Source organism: Sphingopyxis sp. 113P3 (assembly GCF_001278035.1).
GTDB lineage: Bacteria > Pseudomonadota > Alphaproteobacteria > Sphingomonadales > Sphingomonadaceae > Sphingopyxis.
Window position 1 is genome coordinate 2,247,981 of record NZ_CP009452.1, and the last position, 13,779, is coordinate 2,261,759.

Annotated in this window: 15 protein-coding genes; 12 read left to right on the forward strand and 3 right to left on the reverse strand. The window is 63.9% G+C overall.

Features of this window, described 5'->3' with window-relative positions; genetic code table 11:
* The first annotated feature begins 261 nt into the window (after positions 1-261).
* The 5 genes from tkt to LH20_RS11095 all read left to right on the forward strand — a co-directional run bounded on the left by tkt (position 262) and on the right by LH20_RS11095 (position 6,178).
* Complete coding sequence (tkt, locus tag LH20_RS11075) at positions 262-2,229, forward strand: transketolase (protein WP_053554247.1); 1,968 nt, start codon at positions 262-264, stop codon at positions 2,227-2,229.
* 37 nt (positions 2,230-2,266) lie between these two features.
* Positions 2,267-3,274, forward strand: coding sequence for a type I glyceraldehyde-3-phosphate dehydrogenase (gene gap, locus LH20_RS11080; RefSeq protein ID WP_053554248.1), 1,008 nt, complete (start codon positions 2,267-2,269; stop codon positions 3,272-3,274).
* A gap of 82 nt (positions 3,275-3,356) precedes the next feature.
* The gene (locus tag LH20_RS11085) at positions 3,357-4,553 is read left to right on the forward strand and encodes a phosphoglycerate kinase (protein WP_053554249.1); all 1,197 of its coding nucleotides are present in this window, start codon (positions 3,357-3,359) and stop codon (positions 4,551-4,553) included.
* A gap of 99 nt (positions 4,554-4,652) precedes the next feature.
* Positions 4,653-5,522, forward strand: a complete 870-nt coding sequence (locus tag LH20_RS11090; protein ID WP_200905490.1) for a fructose bisphosphate aldolase — start codon at positions 4,653-4,655, stop codon at positions 5,520-5,522.
* Positions 5,522-6,178 (forward strand): O-methyltransferase, encoded by a 657-nt coding sequence (locus tag LH20_RS11095; RefSeq protein ID WP_053554251.1) that lies wholly within the window; start codon positions 5,522-5,524, stop codon positions 6,176-6,178. The genes LH20_RS11090 and LH20_RS11095 overlap by 1 nt, the downstream gene beginning before the upstream one ends.
* A gap of 91 nt (positions 6,179-6,269) precedes the next feature.
* Here the strand turns inward: LH20_RS11095 and LH20_RS11100 are convergent, their stop codons facing one another.
* A complete protein-coding gene (locus LH20_RS11100; protein WP_053554252.1) occupies positions 6,270-6,683 on the reverse strand; it encodes a hypothetical protein in 414 nt (137 codons plus the stop codon).
* Positions 6,684-6,718: 35 nt separating this feature from the next.
* Here LH20_RS11100 and thiE point away from each other — a divergent pair, with 35 nt between their 5' ends.
* Complete coding sequence (gene thiE / locus LH20_RS11105; protein ID WP_053554253.1) at positions 6,719-7,357, forward strand: thiamine phosphate synthase; 639 nt, start codon at positions 6,719-6,721, stop codon at positions 7,355-7,357.
* Here the strand turns inward: thiE and LH20_RS23515 are convergent.
* A complete protein-coding gene (locus tag LH20_RS23515) occupies positions 7,342-7,503 on the reverse strand; it encodes a hypothetical protein (protein WP_235526953.1) in 162 nt (53 codons plus the stop codon). The two genes, thiE and LH20_RS23515, sit on opposite strands and share 16 nt — an antisense overlap.
* A 131-nt stretch (positions 7,504-7,634) precedes the next feature.
* Here LH20_RS23515 and LH20_RS11110 point away from each other — a divergent pair, with 131 nt between their 5' ends.
* The 3 genes from LH20_RS11110 (at position 7,635) to LH20_RS11120 (ending at position 11,185) form a co-directional block, all read left to right on the forward strand.
* Complete coding sequence (locus LH20_RS11110; protein ID WP_053554254.1) at positions 7,635-9,599, forward strand: OPT family oligopeptide transporter; 1,965 nt, start codon at positions 7,635-7,637, stop codon at positions 9,597-9,599.
* A 105-nt stretch (positions 9,600-9,704) separates the two neighbouring features.
* Positions 9,705-10,268 carry an elongation factor P gene (gene efp / locus LH20_RS11115; protein ID WP_053554255.1) on the forward strand — a complete coding sequence of 188 codons (564 nt, stop codon included), beginning with the start codon at positions 9,705-9,707 and terminating at the stop codon, positions 10,266-10,268.
* 98 nt (positions 10,269-10,366) lie between these two features.
* Positions 10,367-11,185, forward strand: coding sequence for an inositol monophosphatase family protein (locus tag LH20_RS11120; RefSeq protein ID WP_053554256.1), 819 nt, complete (start codon positions 10,367-10,369; stop codon positions 11,183-11,185).
* Positions 11,186-11,226: 41 nt separating this feature from the next.
* On the opposite strand, the gene LH20_RS11125 is transcribed toward LH20_RS11120, so the two are convergent.
* The gene (locus tag LH20_RS11125) at positions 11,227-11,709 is read right to left on the reverse strand and encodes a YbjN domain-containing protein (RefSeq protein ID WP_053554257.1); all 483 of its coding nucleotides are present in this window, start codon (positions 11,707-11,709) and stop codon (positions 11,227-11,229) included.
* 214 nt (positions 11,710-11,923) lie between these two features.
* Between LH20_RS11125 and LH20_RS11130 the strand changes: the two genes are divergently transcribed.
* The 3 genes from LH20_RS11130 to LH20_RS11140 are packed head-to-tail and all read left to right on the forward strand — an operon-like array spanning position 11,924 to position 13,745.
* Positions 11,924-12,298, forward strand: coding sequence for an NADH-quinone oxidoreductase subunit A (locus LH20_RS11130; protein WP_053554258.1), 375 nt, complete (start codon positions 11,924-11,926; stop codon positions 12,296-12,298).
* Positions 12,295-12,849 (forward strand): NuoB/complex I 20 kDa subunit family protein, encoded by a 555-nt coding sequence (locus LH20_RS11135; RefSeq protein ID WP_144423570.1) that lies wholly within the window; start codon positions 12,295-12,297, stop codon positions 12,847-12,849. Before LH20_RS11130 ends, LH20_RS11135 begins: the two co-directional genes overlap by 4 nt.
* The gene (locus LH20_RS11140; protein WP_053554259.1) at positions 12,849-13,745 is read left to right on the forward strand and encodes an NADH-quinone oxidoreductase subunit C; all 897 of its coding nucleotides are present in this window, start codon (positions 12,849-12,851) and stop codon (positions 13,743-13,745) included. The genes LH20_RS11135 and LH20_RS11140 overlap by 1 nt, the downstream gene beginning before the upstream one ends.
* Positions 13,746-13,779: the final 34 nt, after the last annotated feature.

Here is a 13,779-nt window from a genome sequence, read left to right on the forward strand (position 1 = left end):
CGGCGGGCGCAATTGCCGAGCCGGCCTGGCAGGGGCAATCGCTTCTTGCCAAGGGGACTTGGCTTGGACGTGCTGGGCTGATTCAGCGTAGCTCCCCTCAGGAAGGGGCATTTGATGGTGGGGACTGCGTCGCTGCTGCAGAACGCGGTCGGGGCGCGAAACCAGCTTTTTGCGGGATTTCTTGCCATGGGCGGTTGACTCCTGCCCGCCGCGCCGCAAAGGGCAGTCGCGCACGCCAGCCCAGCCATTTCCGGGGGACGAATGACACTGCCCGAACGCCAGCTCGCCAACGCCATCCGCGCGCTTGCGATGGATGCCGTACAAGCCGCGAACAGCGGTCATCCGGGAATGCCGATGGGCATGGCCGACGTCGCGACCATACTCTATTCCGACTATCTGAAGTTCGATCCCGCCGACCCGGCGTGGCCCGATCGGGACCGATTCGTTCTGTCTGCAGGGCATGGCTCGATGCTCGCCTATGCGACCCTTCACCTTGCAGGCTATGAGCACCCGACGATCGAAGAAATCCGTGGATTTCGCCAGATTGGCAGCCCCTGCGCGGGGCACCCGGAGAATTTCGAGCTCGCCGGCGTTGAAACGACAACCGGGCCGCTGGGGCAGGGGCTTGCGACTGCGGTCGGCATGGCGATGGCCGAGCGGCACCTCAACGCGATCTATGGCGACGCGCTGGTCGATCACCGTACCTTTGTGATCGCGGGCGACGGTTGCTTGATGGAAGGGATCAACCATGAGGCCATTGGCCTCGCGGGGCATCTGCAACTTTCGCGGCTGGTCGTGCTGTGGGACGACAATAAGATCACCATCGACGGATCGACGGATCTCTCGACGAGCGAGGACGTCAAGGCGCGCTACGCGGCCACCGGTTGGCACGTCGAGGCGTGCGACGGGCACGACCCCGCCGATATCCGCCGGGCGATCGACGCCGCGCTTGCGGACCCGCGGCCGTCGCTGATCGCGTGCAAGACGATCATTGGCTTTGGCGCGCCGAACAAGCAGGGCACGTCAGCGACGCACGGCGCTGCGCTCGGCGCCGACGAAGTCGCGGCAGCGCGCGAGACGCTCGGCTGGAGCGCAGAGCCCTTCGTGATTCCCGACGATATTGCCGCCGCCTGGAAAGGCTTCGGCGACAGGGGCAAGGCGCTTCATGCTGCGTGGAAGGACCGCCTTGCAACGAGTGAAAAGAAAAAGGATTTTGAGGCGCGAATTGCAGGCAAGGTAACGCCAGGGCCGGCCTTCCAGGCCTATCTCGACGGGCTCGTCGCCGAGCCGCCGAAGGTTGCGACCCGCAAGGCGTCGGAAAATACGCTGAGCGCCCTCACCGCCGACATCGCGGCGCTCGTGGGGGGAAGCGCTGACCTTACGGGTTCGAACAATACGAAAACGTCTTCGACCAAGCCGTTGACAAGAAACGACTATTCTGGACGCTACGTCTATTATGGCATTCGCGAATTCGGCATGGCCGCGGCCATGAACGGCATGGCCCTGCACGGCGGCATCATCCCCTACGGCGGGACATTCCTGGTCTTCTCGGACTATTGCCGCGGCGCCATCCGCTTGTCGGCGCTTCAGCGTCAGCGCGTCATATATGTCATGACGCATGACAGCATCGGACTGGGCGAGGACGGGCCGACGCACCAGCCGATCGAGCATCTCCAGTCGCTGCGGGCGATGCCGAACCTCGTCGTCATGCGTCCCGCCGATGCCATTGAAACCGCCGAGTGCTGGGCGCTCGCGCTGGCGCAGGAGGATCGTCCGACCCTGCTCGCGCTGACGCGCCAGAACCTGCCGCCACTGCGCCATGACGTCACGGAAAATCTTTGCGCAAAAGGTGCTTATCGTCTTCGCGATGCCAAGGCCGCGCGCAAGGTCGTCCTTGTTGCAACAGGCTCCGAGGTGGCGCTCGCAATCGAGGTCGCTGACCAGCTCGAGGCGGCGGGGCAGGGTGCCGACGTCGTCTCGATGGTGTCGTGCGAGCTGTTCGACGAGCAGGACGCGGCCTATCAAGCCGATATTCTGCCCGAGGACATGCTGATCGTGTCGATCGAGGCAGGGACCACCTTCGGATGGGAACGCTATACCGGACGTCGCGGCCTGCGCTTCGGTATCGACAGCTTCGGAGCGTCGGCGCCGATTGAAGACCTATTCAAGCATTTCGGCCTTACTGCCGATGCTATCGCTCCCCAAATCCTGACCCGGCTGGGCCAGTAAGGACCCCGCCGCTCCCACGCAGAAAGGACGTTTCGTCATGGCAGTGAAAGTCGCAATCAACGGTTTCGGACGTATCGGCCGCCTCGTCGCGCGCGCCATTCTGGAACGCCCCGATTGCGGGCTCGAACTCGTTGCGATCAACGATCTAGCAGACGCGAAGGCCAATGCCCTTCTTTTCAAGCGCGACAGCGTCCACGGGCCTTTCCCCGGCGAGGTAAAGGCCGAGGGCGACCAGATGTTCGTGAACGGCAAGGCGATCCGCGTGACCAAGGAACGCGACCCCGCAAACCTGCCGCACGGCGAACTCGGGGTCGATATTGCACTTGAATGCACCGGCTTCTTCACCGACGCCGAAAGCGCCGGCAAGCACCTTTCTGCCGGTGCGAAGCGCGTCCTCATCTCCGCCCCGGCCAAGGGCGTCGACCAGACCGTTGTCTACGGTGTCAATCACGACAAGCTCACCGCCGATCACAAGATCGTCTCGAACGCGAGCTGCACCACCAATTGCCTCGCGCCTGTCGCGAAGGTGCTCAACGATACGCTCGGGATCGAGCGCGGTCTTATGACGACCGTGCATGCCTACACGAACGACCAGAAGATTCTCGACCAGATCCACAGCGACATGCGCCGCGCGCGCGCAGCCGGCATGTCGATCATCCCGACCACGACGGGCGCGGCGCGCGCGGTCGGCGAAGTGTTGCCCGAACTCAAGGGCAAGCTCGACGGGTCGGCGATCCGCGTTCCAACGCCGAACGTCAGTCTCGTCGACCTCACTTTCACGCCGAAGCGCGACACGAGCGTCGAGGAAGTGAACAAGATCCTCAAGGATGCGTCGGAAGGTGCGCTGAAGGGCGTTCTGGCCTATTCGGATGAGCCGCTCGTCTCGATCGACTATAATCACTGTCCGGCAAGCTCGACCGTCGACAGCCTCGAGACCGCAGTGCTCGAGGGCAAGCTCGTCCGTGTCGTGAGCTGGTACGACAATGAATGGGGTTTCTCGAACCGCATGGTCGACACCGCGACCGTGATTGCGGGGCTCCTCTGATCCTCGATCCCGCTCGGGCTGAGCTTGTCGACGCCGGGGCGGGGCAATCCCTGGGCAGGTTCAGCGTGGGCGGAGTATAGCAATGGGCGGTTTCAAGACCCTCGACGATATCGGTGACGTCACCGGCAAGCGCGTGCTCGTGCGCGTCGATCTCAATGTTCCGATGTCCGAGGGCGCGGTTGCTGACGATACGCGCATCCGCGCGGCGATGCCGACGATTCGCGAACTGGCTGACAAGGGTGCGATCGTCCTCTTGCTCGCCCATTTCGGGCGGCCCAAGGGCGCCAAGAACCCCACCCAGTCCTTGAGCCTCGTGATCGACGGCGTCGCCGATGTGCTCGGTCACTCGGTGATGTTCATTCCCGATTGCATCGGCGACGGCGCCAAGGCGGGAGTGGCAGTGCTCGCCGCGGGCGACGTTGCCGTGCTTGAGAATACGCGCTTCCATGCGGGCGAGGAACTGAATGACCCCGCCTTTGCCGATGCGCTTGCCGAAGTGGGCGATCTTTATGTCAACGATGCCTTCTCGGCGGCGCACCGCGCCCATGGCTCGACCGAAGGCATTGCGCACCGGCTGCCAGCCTATGCAGGGCGCGCGATGGAGGCAGAGCTCAAAGCGCTCGATGCCGCGCTTGGCAATCCCGCGCATCCCGTCGCAGCCGTGGTTGGAGGCGCGAAAGTCTCGACCAAGATCGACGTGCTCCGGAATCTGGTCGGCCGGGTCGACCATCTGATCATCGGCGGCGGAATGGCGAACACTTTCCTTGCAGCGCGCGGGGTCGATGTCGGCAAATCTTTGTGCGAGCATGACCTGGTCGAGACCGCGAATGCGATCTTCGACGCCGCCGACAAGGCGGGCTGCACGATCCATCTGCCCTATGACGTCGTGGTTTCAAAAGAATTTGCGCCCAATCCGCCGACGCGCACAGTCAATGTTCACGAGGTCGCCGCCGACGAGATGATCCTCGATGTCGGCCCGGCGGCGGTCGAGGCGCTCGCCGATGTTCTCAAGAATTGCCGTACACTTGTGTGGAACGGTCCGCTCGGTGCGTTCGAGACAGCCCCGTTCGACGCCGCGACGGTGGCTCTTGCCAAGACGGCCGCGGCGCTGACCCGCGAGGGATCGCTCATTTCGGTCGCGGGCGGCGGCGATACTGTCGCCGCGCTCCGCCATGCCGGCGTCGCCGATGATTTCACTTTTGTTTCGACCGCGGGAGGCGCCTTCCTCGAGTGGATGGAAGGCAAGCCGTTGCCCGGTGTCGATGCGCTGAAAGCATAGAGTTTTCGTGCCATTGCATCCGGCGTGCGGGACCGCTATGCGCCCGGCCACATACGTATGCAAACTACCGGAGATCTTATGACCACCGCCAATGCCGCCATGCTCGACCAGATCAAATCGGGGCAGGGTTTCATCGCCGCGCTCGACCAGAGCGGAGGCTCGACGCCCAAGGCATTGAAAGGCTACGGCATCGGCGAGGACGCCTTTTCAAACGACGAGGAGATGTTCGCCCTCATTCACGCGATGCGCAGCCGCATCGTCACGGCGCCCTGCTTCAATGGCGCAAAGGTCATTGGCGCAATTCTCTTCGAGCGCACTATGGACGGTGAAGCCGGGGGAAAGCCGGTCCCCGCGCTTCTGTGGGAGCGCGGCGTCGTCCCATTCCTGAAGGTCGACAAGGGGCTGGAGGCCGAGGCCCAGGGTGTTCAGCTGATGAAGCCGATGCCCGACCTCGATGCGCTGTGCGATCGCGCGGTGGCAAAGGGCGTGTTCGGGACGAAGATGCGCAGCGTCATCAACCTCGCCAATCCCGCGGGCGTGAAAGCGATCGTCGAGCAGCAGTTTGCCGAGGCGCGCCGGATCGCGGCGCACGGCCTTGTCCCGATCATCGAGCCCGAGATCAACATCAAGAGCCCAGAACGCGACGCCGCCGACCGCCTGCTCCTGACGGAAACTCTCGCCGCGCTCGACGCATGGGACGGGGCGCCGGTGATGCTGAAGCTGTCGCTTCCGACCGAGGCGGGTCTGTTCCAGCCGCTGGTCGACCACCCCAAGGTGCTCAGGGTGGTCGCGCTGTCGGGCGGTTTCTCGCGTCCCGAGGCTTGCGCTGAGCTGGCGAAGAACCCCGGCATCATCGCGAGCTTCAGCCGCGCCTTGCTCGAGGATCTTCGCGCCTCGATGAGCGACGAGGAATTCAACGCCTCGCTCGCTGGCGCGATCGACGAGATTCACGCCGCGTCGGTGGCCTGATGGCGAGCGGCTGGAAAGCCGTCGACGACTATATCGCCGAAAAACTGCTCGGCGAGGATGAGGCGCTGTCCGCAGCGCTTGCCAACAACAAGGCGCAAGGCTTGCCCCCGATTGATGTATCGGCGGCGCAAGGCAAGATGCTGTCGTTACTCGCGCACGCGATCGGCGCGCGCCATATCCTCGAGGTCGGGACGCTTGGCGGCTATTCGACGATCTGGCTTGCGCGGGCGCTGCCCGAGGGCGGAAGCCTCGTCACGCTTGAGATCGATCGCAAGCATGCCCAGACCGCGCGCGAAAATCTGGAGCGTGCAGGCGTATCGGACAAGGTCGAGATCAGGGTCGGCCCCGCGAGCGATAGCCTTGCTGCTATGAGCGCCGGGAAGCCCTTCGATTTCGTTTTCATCGATGCCGACAAGCAGGGCAATGCCCATTATGTCGCCGAGGCGATCCGGCTCGGTCGCAGCGGTACGCTTATTGTCGTCGACAATGTCGTGCGCGAGGGCGGGATTCTCGACGCGAATAGCGGCGATTTGCGCATTGACGGCACGCGCGCGCTTTTCGACATGCTGAGCGCCGAGCCGCGCCTCGACGCAACCGCCGTGCAGACCGTGGGGGCCAAGAAATGGGATGGGTTCGTGCTGGCGCGGGTGCGATAGGCCGATCAGCCTTTCTCACCGGGCGCGTCGAGGCCTTGCCTCATGGTCCCTTGAGCAAGCAGGCGCCCGCGCATAGCTGATGCCGAGGGCGTCAAAGACCGCCGTCGAACCGAAAGGAAAAGCGATAGTCCTCAGGCCTGATCGGCCGATCGACCTCTTTTGGCGGCGTGACGCTTTCAAGCAGGAGCGTGCCGTCCGCAAGTGGGACCCGCTTCCCCAGAATTGCCTCGAACGGCTGCGCCCGGGCCCCGGGTCGGATCCACAGCATCTTGAGACGCACCTCTCCGGCCCAGACGCAGTGGACATCAGCGGGGCAGCGGCTGTCTTTGAGGAGCTCCACCGGCTGGATCACCGGTCCCTCGGCATAGGCACTCTGTCCGAGCGCGACACTGGAAGCCTCGGCAAGCGGCGGCGACCCGGACAGCGCAGCGGGGCTTGCGGCACAGGCCGAAACACCGAGCGAAAGGACGAGCAGGAGGGCTTTATGATGCGGCATCTTCTGCATTTGCCCGGCGATGCCCGCGTGGCTATGAACCCGCCATGACCAGACCGAATTGCCAGCTTTATCTGATTTCGCCGCTCAAGGTTGATGGCGATTTTCCCGCAAGGCTTGAGGAGGCGCTTTCCGCCGCTCCTGTCGCGGCCTTCCAGTTTCGCGTCAAGGGCGTGGACCAGCATGAAGCCGCGCGCCTTGCCGCACCGCTGCAGGCGATCTGCGCGGCGCACGACACCGCGTTTATTGTCAACGACGATATGGCGCTCGCGAAGCGTTTGCGCGCCGACGGCGTGCATCTGGGGCAGGGCGATGGAGACCCCAGGGAGGCGCGGCGCCTGCTGGGACCCGATGCCCAGATCGGTGTAACCTGCCATGCCAGCCGCCACCTTGCGATGGAGGCGGGTGAGGCGGGGGCCGACTATGTTGCTTTTGGCGCCTTTTTTCCGACCACCACCAAGGCGATCGAGCATCACGCCGACCCTGAGATCCTGCGCTGGTGGCAAGGCCTGTTCGAACTTCCTTGCGTCGCGATAGGCGGGATCACGCCCGCCAATGCCGGGGAACTTGTCGACGCCGGCGCTGATTTCCTCGCGGTCTCGGGCGCGGTCTGGAACGACAAGGACGGGCCCGCGTCAGCCGTGCGCGCTTTTGCTGCTCTGCTCGAGGATCAGGGGGCCGGATAGTCGCGGTCGGGGGCGTCGCTGTCCTTGTCTCGCCGTCGTTCGTCCTTGCGCCAGCCGAACAGGCCCGCGCAGGGCGTTGCGCGCCGCGGGTTTTTGGGCGCCGTCCGGCGCGGGGGGCGAAACTGGTCGCTATGATCGATGCTCATCATGCGCGCCGCTATGACAGCGGCGTGCGGGGCAAGATTGGATCGATGCGACAAATCGGCTTCGGTTCGTCGCCTTTTCGCTTGCGCAATGCGCTTCGCGGCGCAACAGCATGGCGCCGGGGAGACATTTTATGACAACGACCGATCAATCCGCCCTGGGACTGCGCGAACTCACGCTGCGTGGGATCATCCTCGGCGGGCTGATAACCCTCCTGTTCACCGCGGCAAATGTCTATCTCGGTCTCAAGGTCGGTCTTACCTTCGCGACGTCGATTCCCGCGGCAGTTATCTCGATGGCCCTGCTGCGCTTTCTGCCGGGCTCGACGATCCTTGAGAATAATATCGTCCAGACGATCGCCAGCGCGGCAGGGACACTCGCGGCGATTATCTTCGTGCTGCCCGGGCTCGTGATTGTCGGTTGGTGGCAGGGTTTCCCTTATTGGACGACCGCCGCGGTCTGTTTCATCGGCGGGACGCTTGGCGTGATGTTCTCAGTGCCGCTGCGCCGCGCGCTCGTGGCGGGATCGGACCTGCCTTATCCCGAAGGCGTTGCCGCGGCGGAAGTGCTGAAAGTCGGCACGCGAGCCGGGGACGGGGCTGAGGAGAACCAGCGCGGGTTGCACACGATCATCCTGGGCTCGGTCATTGCGGCGGGTTTCTCGCTGCTTGGCGCGATGAAGGTCGCCGCGACCGAAGTGGGCAGGAATTTCAAGCTGGGAGCAGGCGCCAGCGGGGTCAGCGCCAGCCTGTCGCTCGCGCTGATCGGTGTGGGCCATCTCGTCGGGCTTTCAGTGGGCCTTGCCATGTTCATCGGCATGCTGATCGCCTGGGGCGGGCTGATGCCAGCCCTCACTGCAGCCCAGGGCGTCGCCGGGCCGGTCGACGATGTCGTCGGAGCGGTCTTCTCGCAGCAGGTGCGCTTTATCGGCGCGGGAACAATCGGCGTCGCGGCGCTGTGGACCCTTCTCAAGATCGTCGGACCGATCATCAAGGGAATCCAGGGTTCGATCGCCTCATCGCGGGCGCGCGGGCACGGCGAGGTCGTCGAACTTGGAGAGCGCGACCTGTCGTTCGGCATCGTCGCCGGCACGATTTTCGGCTCGCTGATCCCGATCGCCGGACTGCTCTGGTTCTTCGCACAAGGCGGTCCGATCGCGCAAAATCCGGTGGGCGTGATTTTCGCAACCCTGCTTTTCGTTCTCATCATGGGCGCCATCATCGCCGCTGTCACGGGCTACATGGCCGGCCTGATCGGCGCGTCGAACAGCCCGGTGTCGGGCGTGGGCATCCTCGCGGTGATCGCCGCTTCGCTGATGCTGCTCCTTTTCTTCGGCCGCAGTCACGGCGAGGCCGACACTGCAGCGCTTGTCGCCTATGCGCTCTTCACCACTGCGATTGTCTTTTCGGTCGCCACCATCTCGAACGACAATCTCCAGGATCTGAAAACCGGACAGCTCGTCGGCGCAACGCCCTGGAAACAGCAATTCGCGCTCGTGATCGGCGTCGCTTTCGGCTCGCTGGTCATTCCGCCCGTGCTCGACCTTCTCAATCAGGCATTCGGCTTTGCCGGCGCCGCCGGAGCAGGCGAGAATGCGCTTCCCGCACCGCAGGCGGCGCTGATCAGCGCGCTTGCCAAGGGAGTGCTCGGCGGCGATCTGCGCTGGGATCTCATCGGCTACGGCGCCTTGATCGGTGTGGGCGTGATCGCGCTCGACGTGGGTCTCGGCCGCCTGGGCAAGATGCGGCTTCCGCCGCTCGGCGTCGGCATGGGTATCTATCTGCCGATGTCGCTGACACTCCTGATCCCGATCGGCGCGCTCATTGGCCATTTCTGGGAGAAACGCGCCGCGCGCAGCAGCAAGCCTGAATTCTGCAGCCGCATGGGCGTGTTGCTTGCGACCGGCTTCATCGTCGGCGAAAGCCTGTTCGGGGTGCTCTTTGCAGGCATTGTCGCTGGATCGCGAAGCGATGCACCGCTCGGTGTCATGGGCGCCGATTTCGAAACGGCCGCGATCGTTATCGGGGTGCTGCTGTTTGCCGGCGTGATTGCCTACGCCTACCGCCGGACGCGGACCATGACCGACGGCACGGCCTAAGTCGCTTGCCCTTGAGCGCGTCGGCGGCTAAGGGCGCGCTCCTGTGACCGGTGCGCAATTGTGCGCCGGCGGCTCTTTCCATCCTTGTTGAAGCGAGTGTGCGCGATGAAGATCACCGGCGTTGAAATCCGTCCCGGCAATATTATCGAGTTTGAAGGTGGCATCTGGAAGGTCACCAAGATCCAGCACACCCAGCCGGGCAAGGGCGGCGCCTATATGCAGGTCGAAGCCAAGAACCTCATCGACGGACGCAAGCTCAACAACCGTTTCCGCAGCGCCGACACCGTCGAGAAGGTCCGGCTCGACACCAAGGATTTCCAGTTCCTCTACGCCGAGGGCGATGACCTCGTGTTCATGGACAAGGACACATTCGAACAGATCAACATCGCGAAGGAAGTCGTCGGCGAGGCGCATGAATTCCTGCAGGACGGCATGGACGTCGTGCTCGAGCTCTGGGAAGAGCGTCCGATCTCGGTCGAACTGCCCGAACAGATCGAGGCAACGATTGTCGAGGCTGATGCGGTGGTGAAGGGCCAGACAGCGTCATCCTCCTACAAGCCCGCCATCCTTGACAATGGCGTGCGCGTTATGGTGCCGCCGCATATCACGAGCGGCACGCGCATTGTGGTCAACGTCTATGACCGCGAATATGTGCGGCGCGCCGACTGAATAACGTCGCTCCAACGAAAGCTGGGGCCGCAATCATTTTAGAATGCCGACTGCGATCCTGAGCTTGCGCCGGGACGACATGTTGGAGGAAAAGAGCAATGGCCATTTCCGGCATCATCACCGTCATGGAACGCGCGGCCCGCAAGGCAGGAACCAAGCTTCGCCGCGATTTTGGCGAGATCGAGCATCTTCAGGTTTCGCAAAAAGGCCCGGCCGACTTTGTGTCGAAGGCCGACCAGGCCGCCGAGCGCACCCTTTACGACGAACTTAGCCACGCCCGCCCGGGCTGGGGGTTCCTGATGGAGGAAGCGGGCGAAATCGCGGGCGAAGAGGGCAAGCCGCGCTTCATCATCGACCCGCTCGACGGCACTTCGAATTTCCTTCACGCCATCCCGCAATTCGCGATCTCGATCGCGGTGCAGGAGCCGAAACTCGGGGGAGGCTGGGGCGATATTACCGCGGCGCTCGTCTACCAGCCGGTGACCGATGAAAGCTATTGGGCCGAACGTGGTCGCGGCGCGTGGCTGCACGATCGCCGCCTGCGCGTTGCATCGCGCCGTCATCTTCATGAATGTCTGATCGCGACCGGCATCCCCTTCATGGGACACGGCGACATGGCGCAGTGGAGCCGCATTTTCGGCGCGGTGGCGCCCGAAGTCGCCGGCATTCGCCGCTTCGGGGCGGCGAGCCTCGATCTTGCGTGGGTCGCCGCCGGCCGCTTCGATGGCTTCTGGGAAAGCGATCTCAACGTCTGGGACGTGGCTGCCGGCATGCTGCTGGTGCGCGAGGCGGGCGGCTTCGTCAGCGATTTTCGCGGCGGCGACCGAGCGGTCGAGCGCCGCGAATTCATCGCAGGCAGCGGCGCGGTCCATTCCAAGCTGCAAAAGCTGGTTGCCGGCGCCCTGCGCGGCGCCTGACCCGGAAGGAACGAGGCTTCCCTTCCAAGGGCCGCGCCGTCCTACTTCTCGAAGATGTGCTCGCGAAACGAGTCCATCAGTGATGCCCATGTATTGAGCGTCTCGCCGACATTCTCGCGCGGGATTCCCGCAAAATCGAGATCAACGTCCATCTCGAGCACCGGGTCGCCCTCGTCGTCCTTGTAGGCGCGGGCGAAGCGCTTGGTCTTGTTCCACTCGTTGAAACGCTCAAGGTCGAGATTCTTCGCGTCGCTGAACCCCATATAATATTGCAGGGTCTTGCACCGCCGGTTGTCGGTGCAATTCATGAAGATGACGAGGAACTGCACATTGTTCCGGGTGCTTTCGATATAAGGGTCCTTGCCGTCTTCCAGGACAAGCCTTGCGGGCCAGCCGCGCGACTCGAGGATCGCCCTGATCGCCGCGGGGTTCTGGGCGCTGACAAGTTCGGCTTGGGCAGGTGTCGCGGCCAGCCCCGTGGCAGCGATTAGGGCGAGAGCCGCCCCGAGCATCGATTTCGGCATGAAAACTCCCCATTCTCGGCCGGGCGCTGGCTGCCCGGCTCCTCGACCCGCTGCACGCGTAACACAGCGGCAACACCCGCCGCCAGCCGCTCTTGCGCTTTTGTCAGCAGCGCCCGCATTTTCCTGCCCGCAATGCTTGCGAGCCGCGACGTGCTGGCCTAAAGCGCCCGCACAAATGGGTGGCCCACACCCGAAAACATGACTGCGAGCTCCCATGGTCGACCTGACGCAATATCTGCCAATCCTGATTTTCCTGGCCATCGCGCTCGGATTGTCGGCGGCCTTCGTCTTCTTGCCGATGGGGGTTGCCCGCCTCACTGGCGCGCACAAGCCCGACCCGGCCAAGCTCACCGAGTATGAATGCGGTTTTCCCGCCTTTGAAGACGCCCGCAGTCAGTTCGACGTGCGATTCTATCTTGTCGCCATTTTGTTCATCATCTTCGACCTCGAGGCCGCCTTCCTCTTTCCCTGGGCCGTCAGCCTGAAGGAAATTGGCTGGGCGGGCTGGGCGACGATGATGGTCTTTCTCGCCGAGCTTTCGATCGGCCTTGTGTACGCGTGGAAAAAAGGCGCGTTGGATTGGGAATGAGCAGCTCAACGATCCTGACCCCCGGCCAGATGCCGGTCGCCCCTGGCACCAACCCCGACCAGGGCTTCTTTGACGATCTCAATGCCGAGGTCGGGGACAAGGGCTTCCTTGTCACCTCGACCGAGGATCTGTTCAACTGGGCGCGCACCGGTTCTTTGTGGTGGATGACCTTCGGTCTTGCCTGCTGCGCGGTCGAGATGATCCACGTCAACATGCCGCGCTACGACATGGAGCGTTTCGGCGCCGCGCCGCGCGCATCTCCGCGCCAGTCGGACGTGATGATTGTCGCCGGCACGCTGTGCAACAAGATGGCGCCGGCGCTGCGCCGGGTTTACGACCAGATGTCGAACCCCAAATATGTCATCTCGATGGGCAGCTGCGCCAATGGTGGCGGCTATTATCACTACAGCTATTCGGTGGTTCGCGGCTGCGACCGCATTGTGCCGGTGGACATCTATGTCCCTGGCTGCCCGCCGACCGCTGAAGCCCTGCTCTACGGCGTCATGCAATTGCAGCGGAAGATCCGCCGCGTCGGAACGATTGAACGCTGATGACACATCCCGCTCCCCTCGTTGCGCCGCGCGAAAATCTCGCCGCCGCGCTGGAAAAGCTGCTTGGCAGGGACCTGCTCGCGCATGTGCGGGCTGTGGACGAAGACAGCATCACTGTGACCCGCGACGCGATCGCCGGGGTGATGCTGCAGCTTCGCGATGCGCTTGAATATCAGCAGCTCATGGAGATGGCCGGGGTCGACTATCCCGATCGGCCCGAGCGCTTCGAGGTGGTCTATCACCTGCTCAGCGTCACGAAGAATCACCGGCTGCGCGTGCGCGTTTCGACCGATGAGGCGACGCCTGTGCCCTCGGTTGTGCCGGTATGGCCGAATGCGGGCTGGCTCGAGCGCGAGGTGTTCGACATGTATGGGGTGCTCTTTAGCGGCAATCCCGACCTTCGCCGCATTCTCACCGACTATGGCTTTGAGGGCCATCCGCAGCGCAAGGATTTCCCGCTCACCGGCTATACCGAGCTGCGCTATTCCGAAGAGGACAAGCGCGTCGTCTATGAGCCGGTGCGACTGGCGCAGGACTTTCGCAACTTCGACTTCCTCTCTCCGTGGGAAGGGGCGGACTACATCCTGCCAGGCGATGAGAAGGCTGGCGGCACGGGTGAGGCGCCTGGCAAGGGCGCGCCGAGCCCGATGACCGCGGATGCGGTCAAGAAGGCTGACGAGGCGAAGGCCCCGCCGCCGCCGACTCCGAAGACCACCGACCGCGAAGCGCAAACAGGGGCGGGAAAAGGCGCGAACAAGGCGGCCGCCCGGCCGAGCAAGGACGGCGCGAAGACAAGGCCCGCGGCAAAGGCCAAGACGCCGGCCACGGCAAAGGCCGAAAAGGCTCCCGCCACGACGCCCGCGAAACCGCGCAAGCCTAAAGGAGGCGACGCATGACCGACTCTCCCCAGGTCAAGCATCACGGCAGCGA

Excerpts from the sequence above, each read along its gene's own strand:
- LH20_RS11100 (WP_053554252.1), bottom strand. The coding sequence starts at position 6,683 with ATGCAGAAGATGCCGCATCATAAAGCCCTCCTGCTCGTCCTTTCGCTC.
- LH20_RS23515 (WP_235526953.1), bottom strand. The coding sequence starts at position 7,503 with ATGAGCATCGATCATAGCGACCAGTTTCGCCCCCCGCGCCGGACGGCG.
- LH20_RS11090 (WP_200905490.1), top strand. The coding sequence starts at position 4,653 with ATGCTCGACCAGATCAAATCGGGGCAGGGTTTCATCGCCGCGCTCGAC.
- LH20_RS11095 (WP_053554251.1), top strand. The coding sequence starts at position 5,522 with ATGGCGAGCGGCTGGAAAGCCGTCGACGACTATATCGCCGAAAAACTG.
- LH20_RS11140 (WP_053554259.1), top strand. The coding sequence starts at position 12,849 with ATGACACATCCCGCTCCCCTCGTTGCGCCGCGCGAAAATCTCGCCGCC.
- LH20_RS11085 (WP_053554249.1), top strand. The coding sequence starts at position 3,357 with ATGGGCGGTTTCAAGACCCTCGACGATATCGGTGACGTCACCGGCAAG.
- LH20_RS11120 (WP_053554256.1), top strand. The coding sequence starts at position 10,367 with ATGGCCATTTCCGGCATCATCACCGTCATGGAACGCGCGGCCCGCAAG.
- efp (WP_053554255.1), top strand. The coding sequence starts at position 9,705 with ATGAAGATCACCGGCGTTGAAATCCGTCCCGGCAATATTATCGAGTTT.
- gap (WP_053554248.1), top strand. The coding sequence starts at position 2,267 with ATGGCAGTGAAAGTCGCAATCAACGGTTTCGGACGTATCGGCCGCCTC.
- LH20_RS11125 (WP_053554257.1), bottom strand. The coding sequence starts at position 11,709 with ATGCCGAAATCGATGCTCGGGGCGGCTCTCGCCCTAATCGCTGCCACG.
- LH20_RS11130 (WP_053554258.1), top strand. The coding sequence starts at position 11,924 with ATGGTCGACCTGACGCAATATCTGCCAATCCTGATTTTCCTGGCCATC.
- LH20_RS11135 (WP_144423570.1), top strand. The coding sequence starts at position 12,295 with ATGAGCAGCTCAACGATCCTGACCCCCGGCCAGATGCCGGTCGCCCCT.
- tkt (WP_053554247.1), top strand. The coding sequence starts at position 262 with ATGACACTGCCCGAACGCCAGCTCGCCAACGCCATCCGCGCGCTTGCG.
- LH20_RS11110 (WP_053554254.1), top strand. The coding sequence starts at position 7,635 with ATGACAACGACCGATCAATCCGCCCTGGGACTGCGCGAACTCACGCTG.
- thiE (WP_053554253.1), top strand. The coding sequence starts at position 6,719 with ATGACCAGACCGAATTGCCAGCTTTATCTGATTTCGCCGCTCAAGGTT.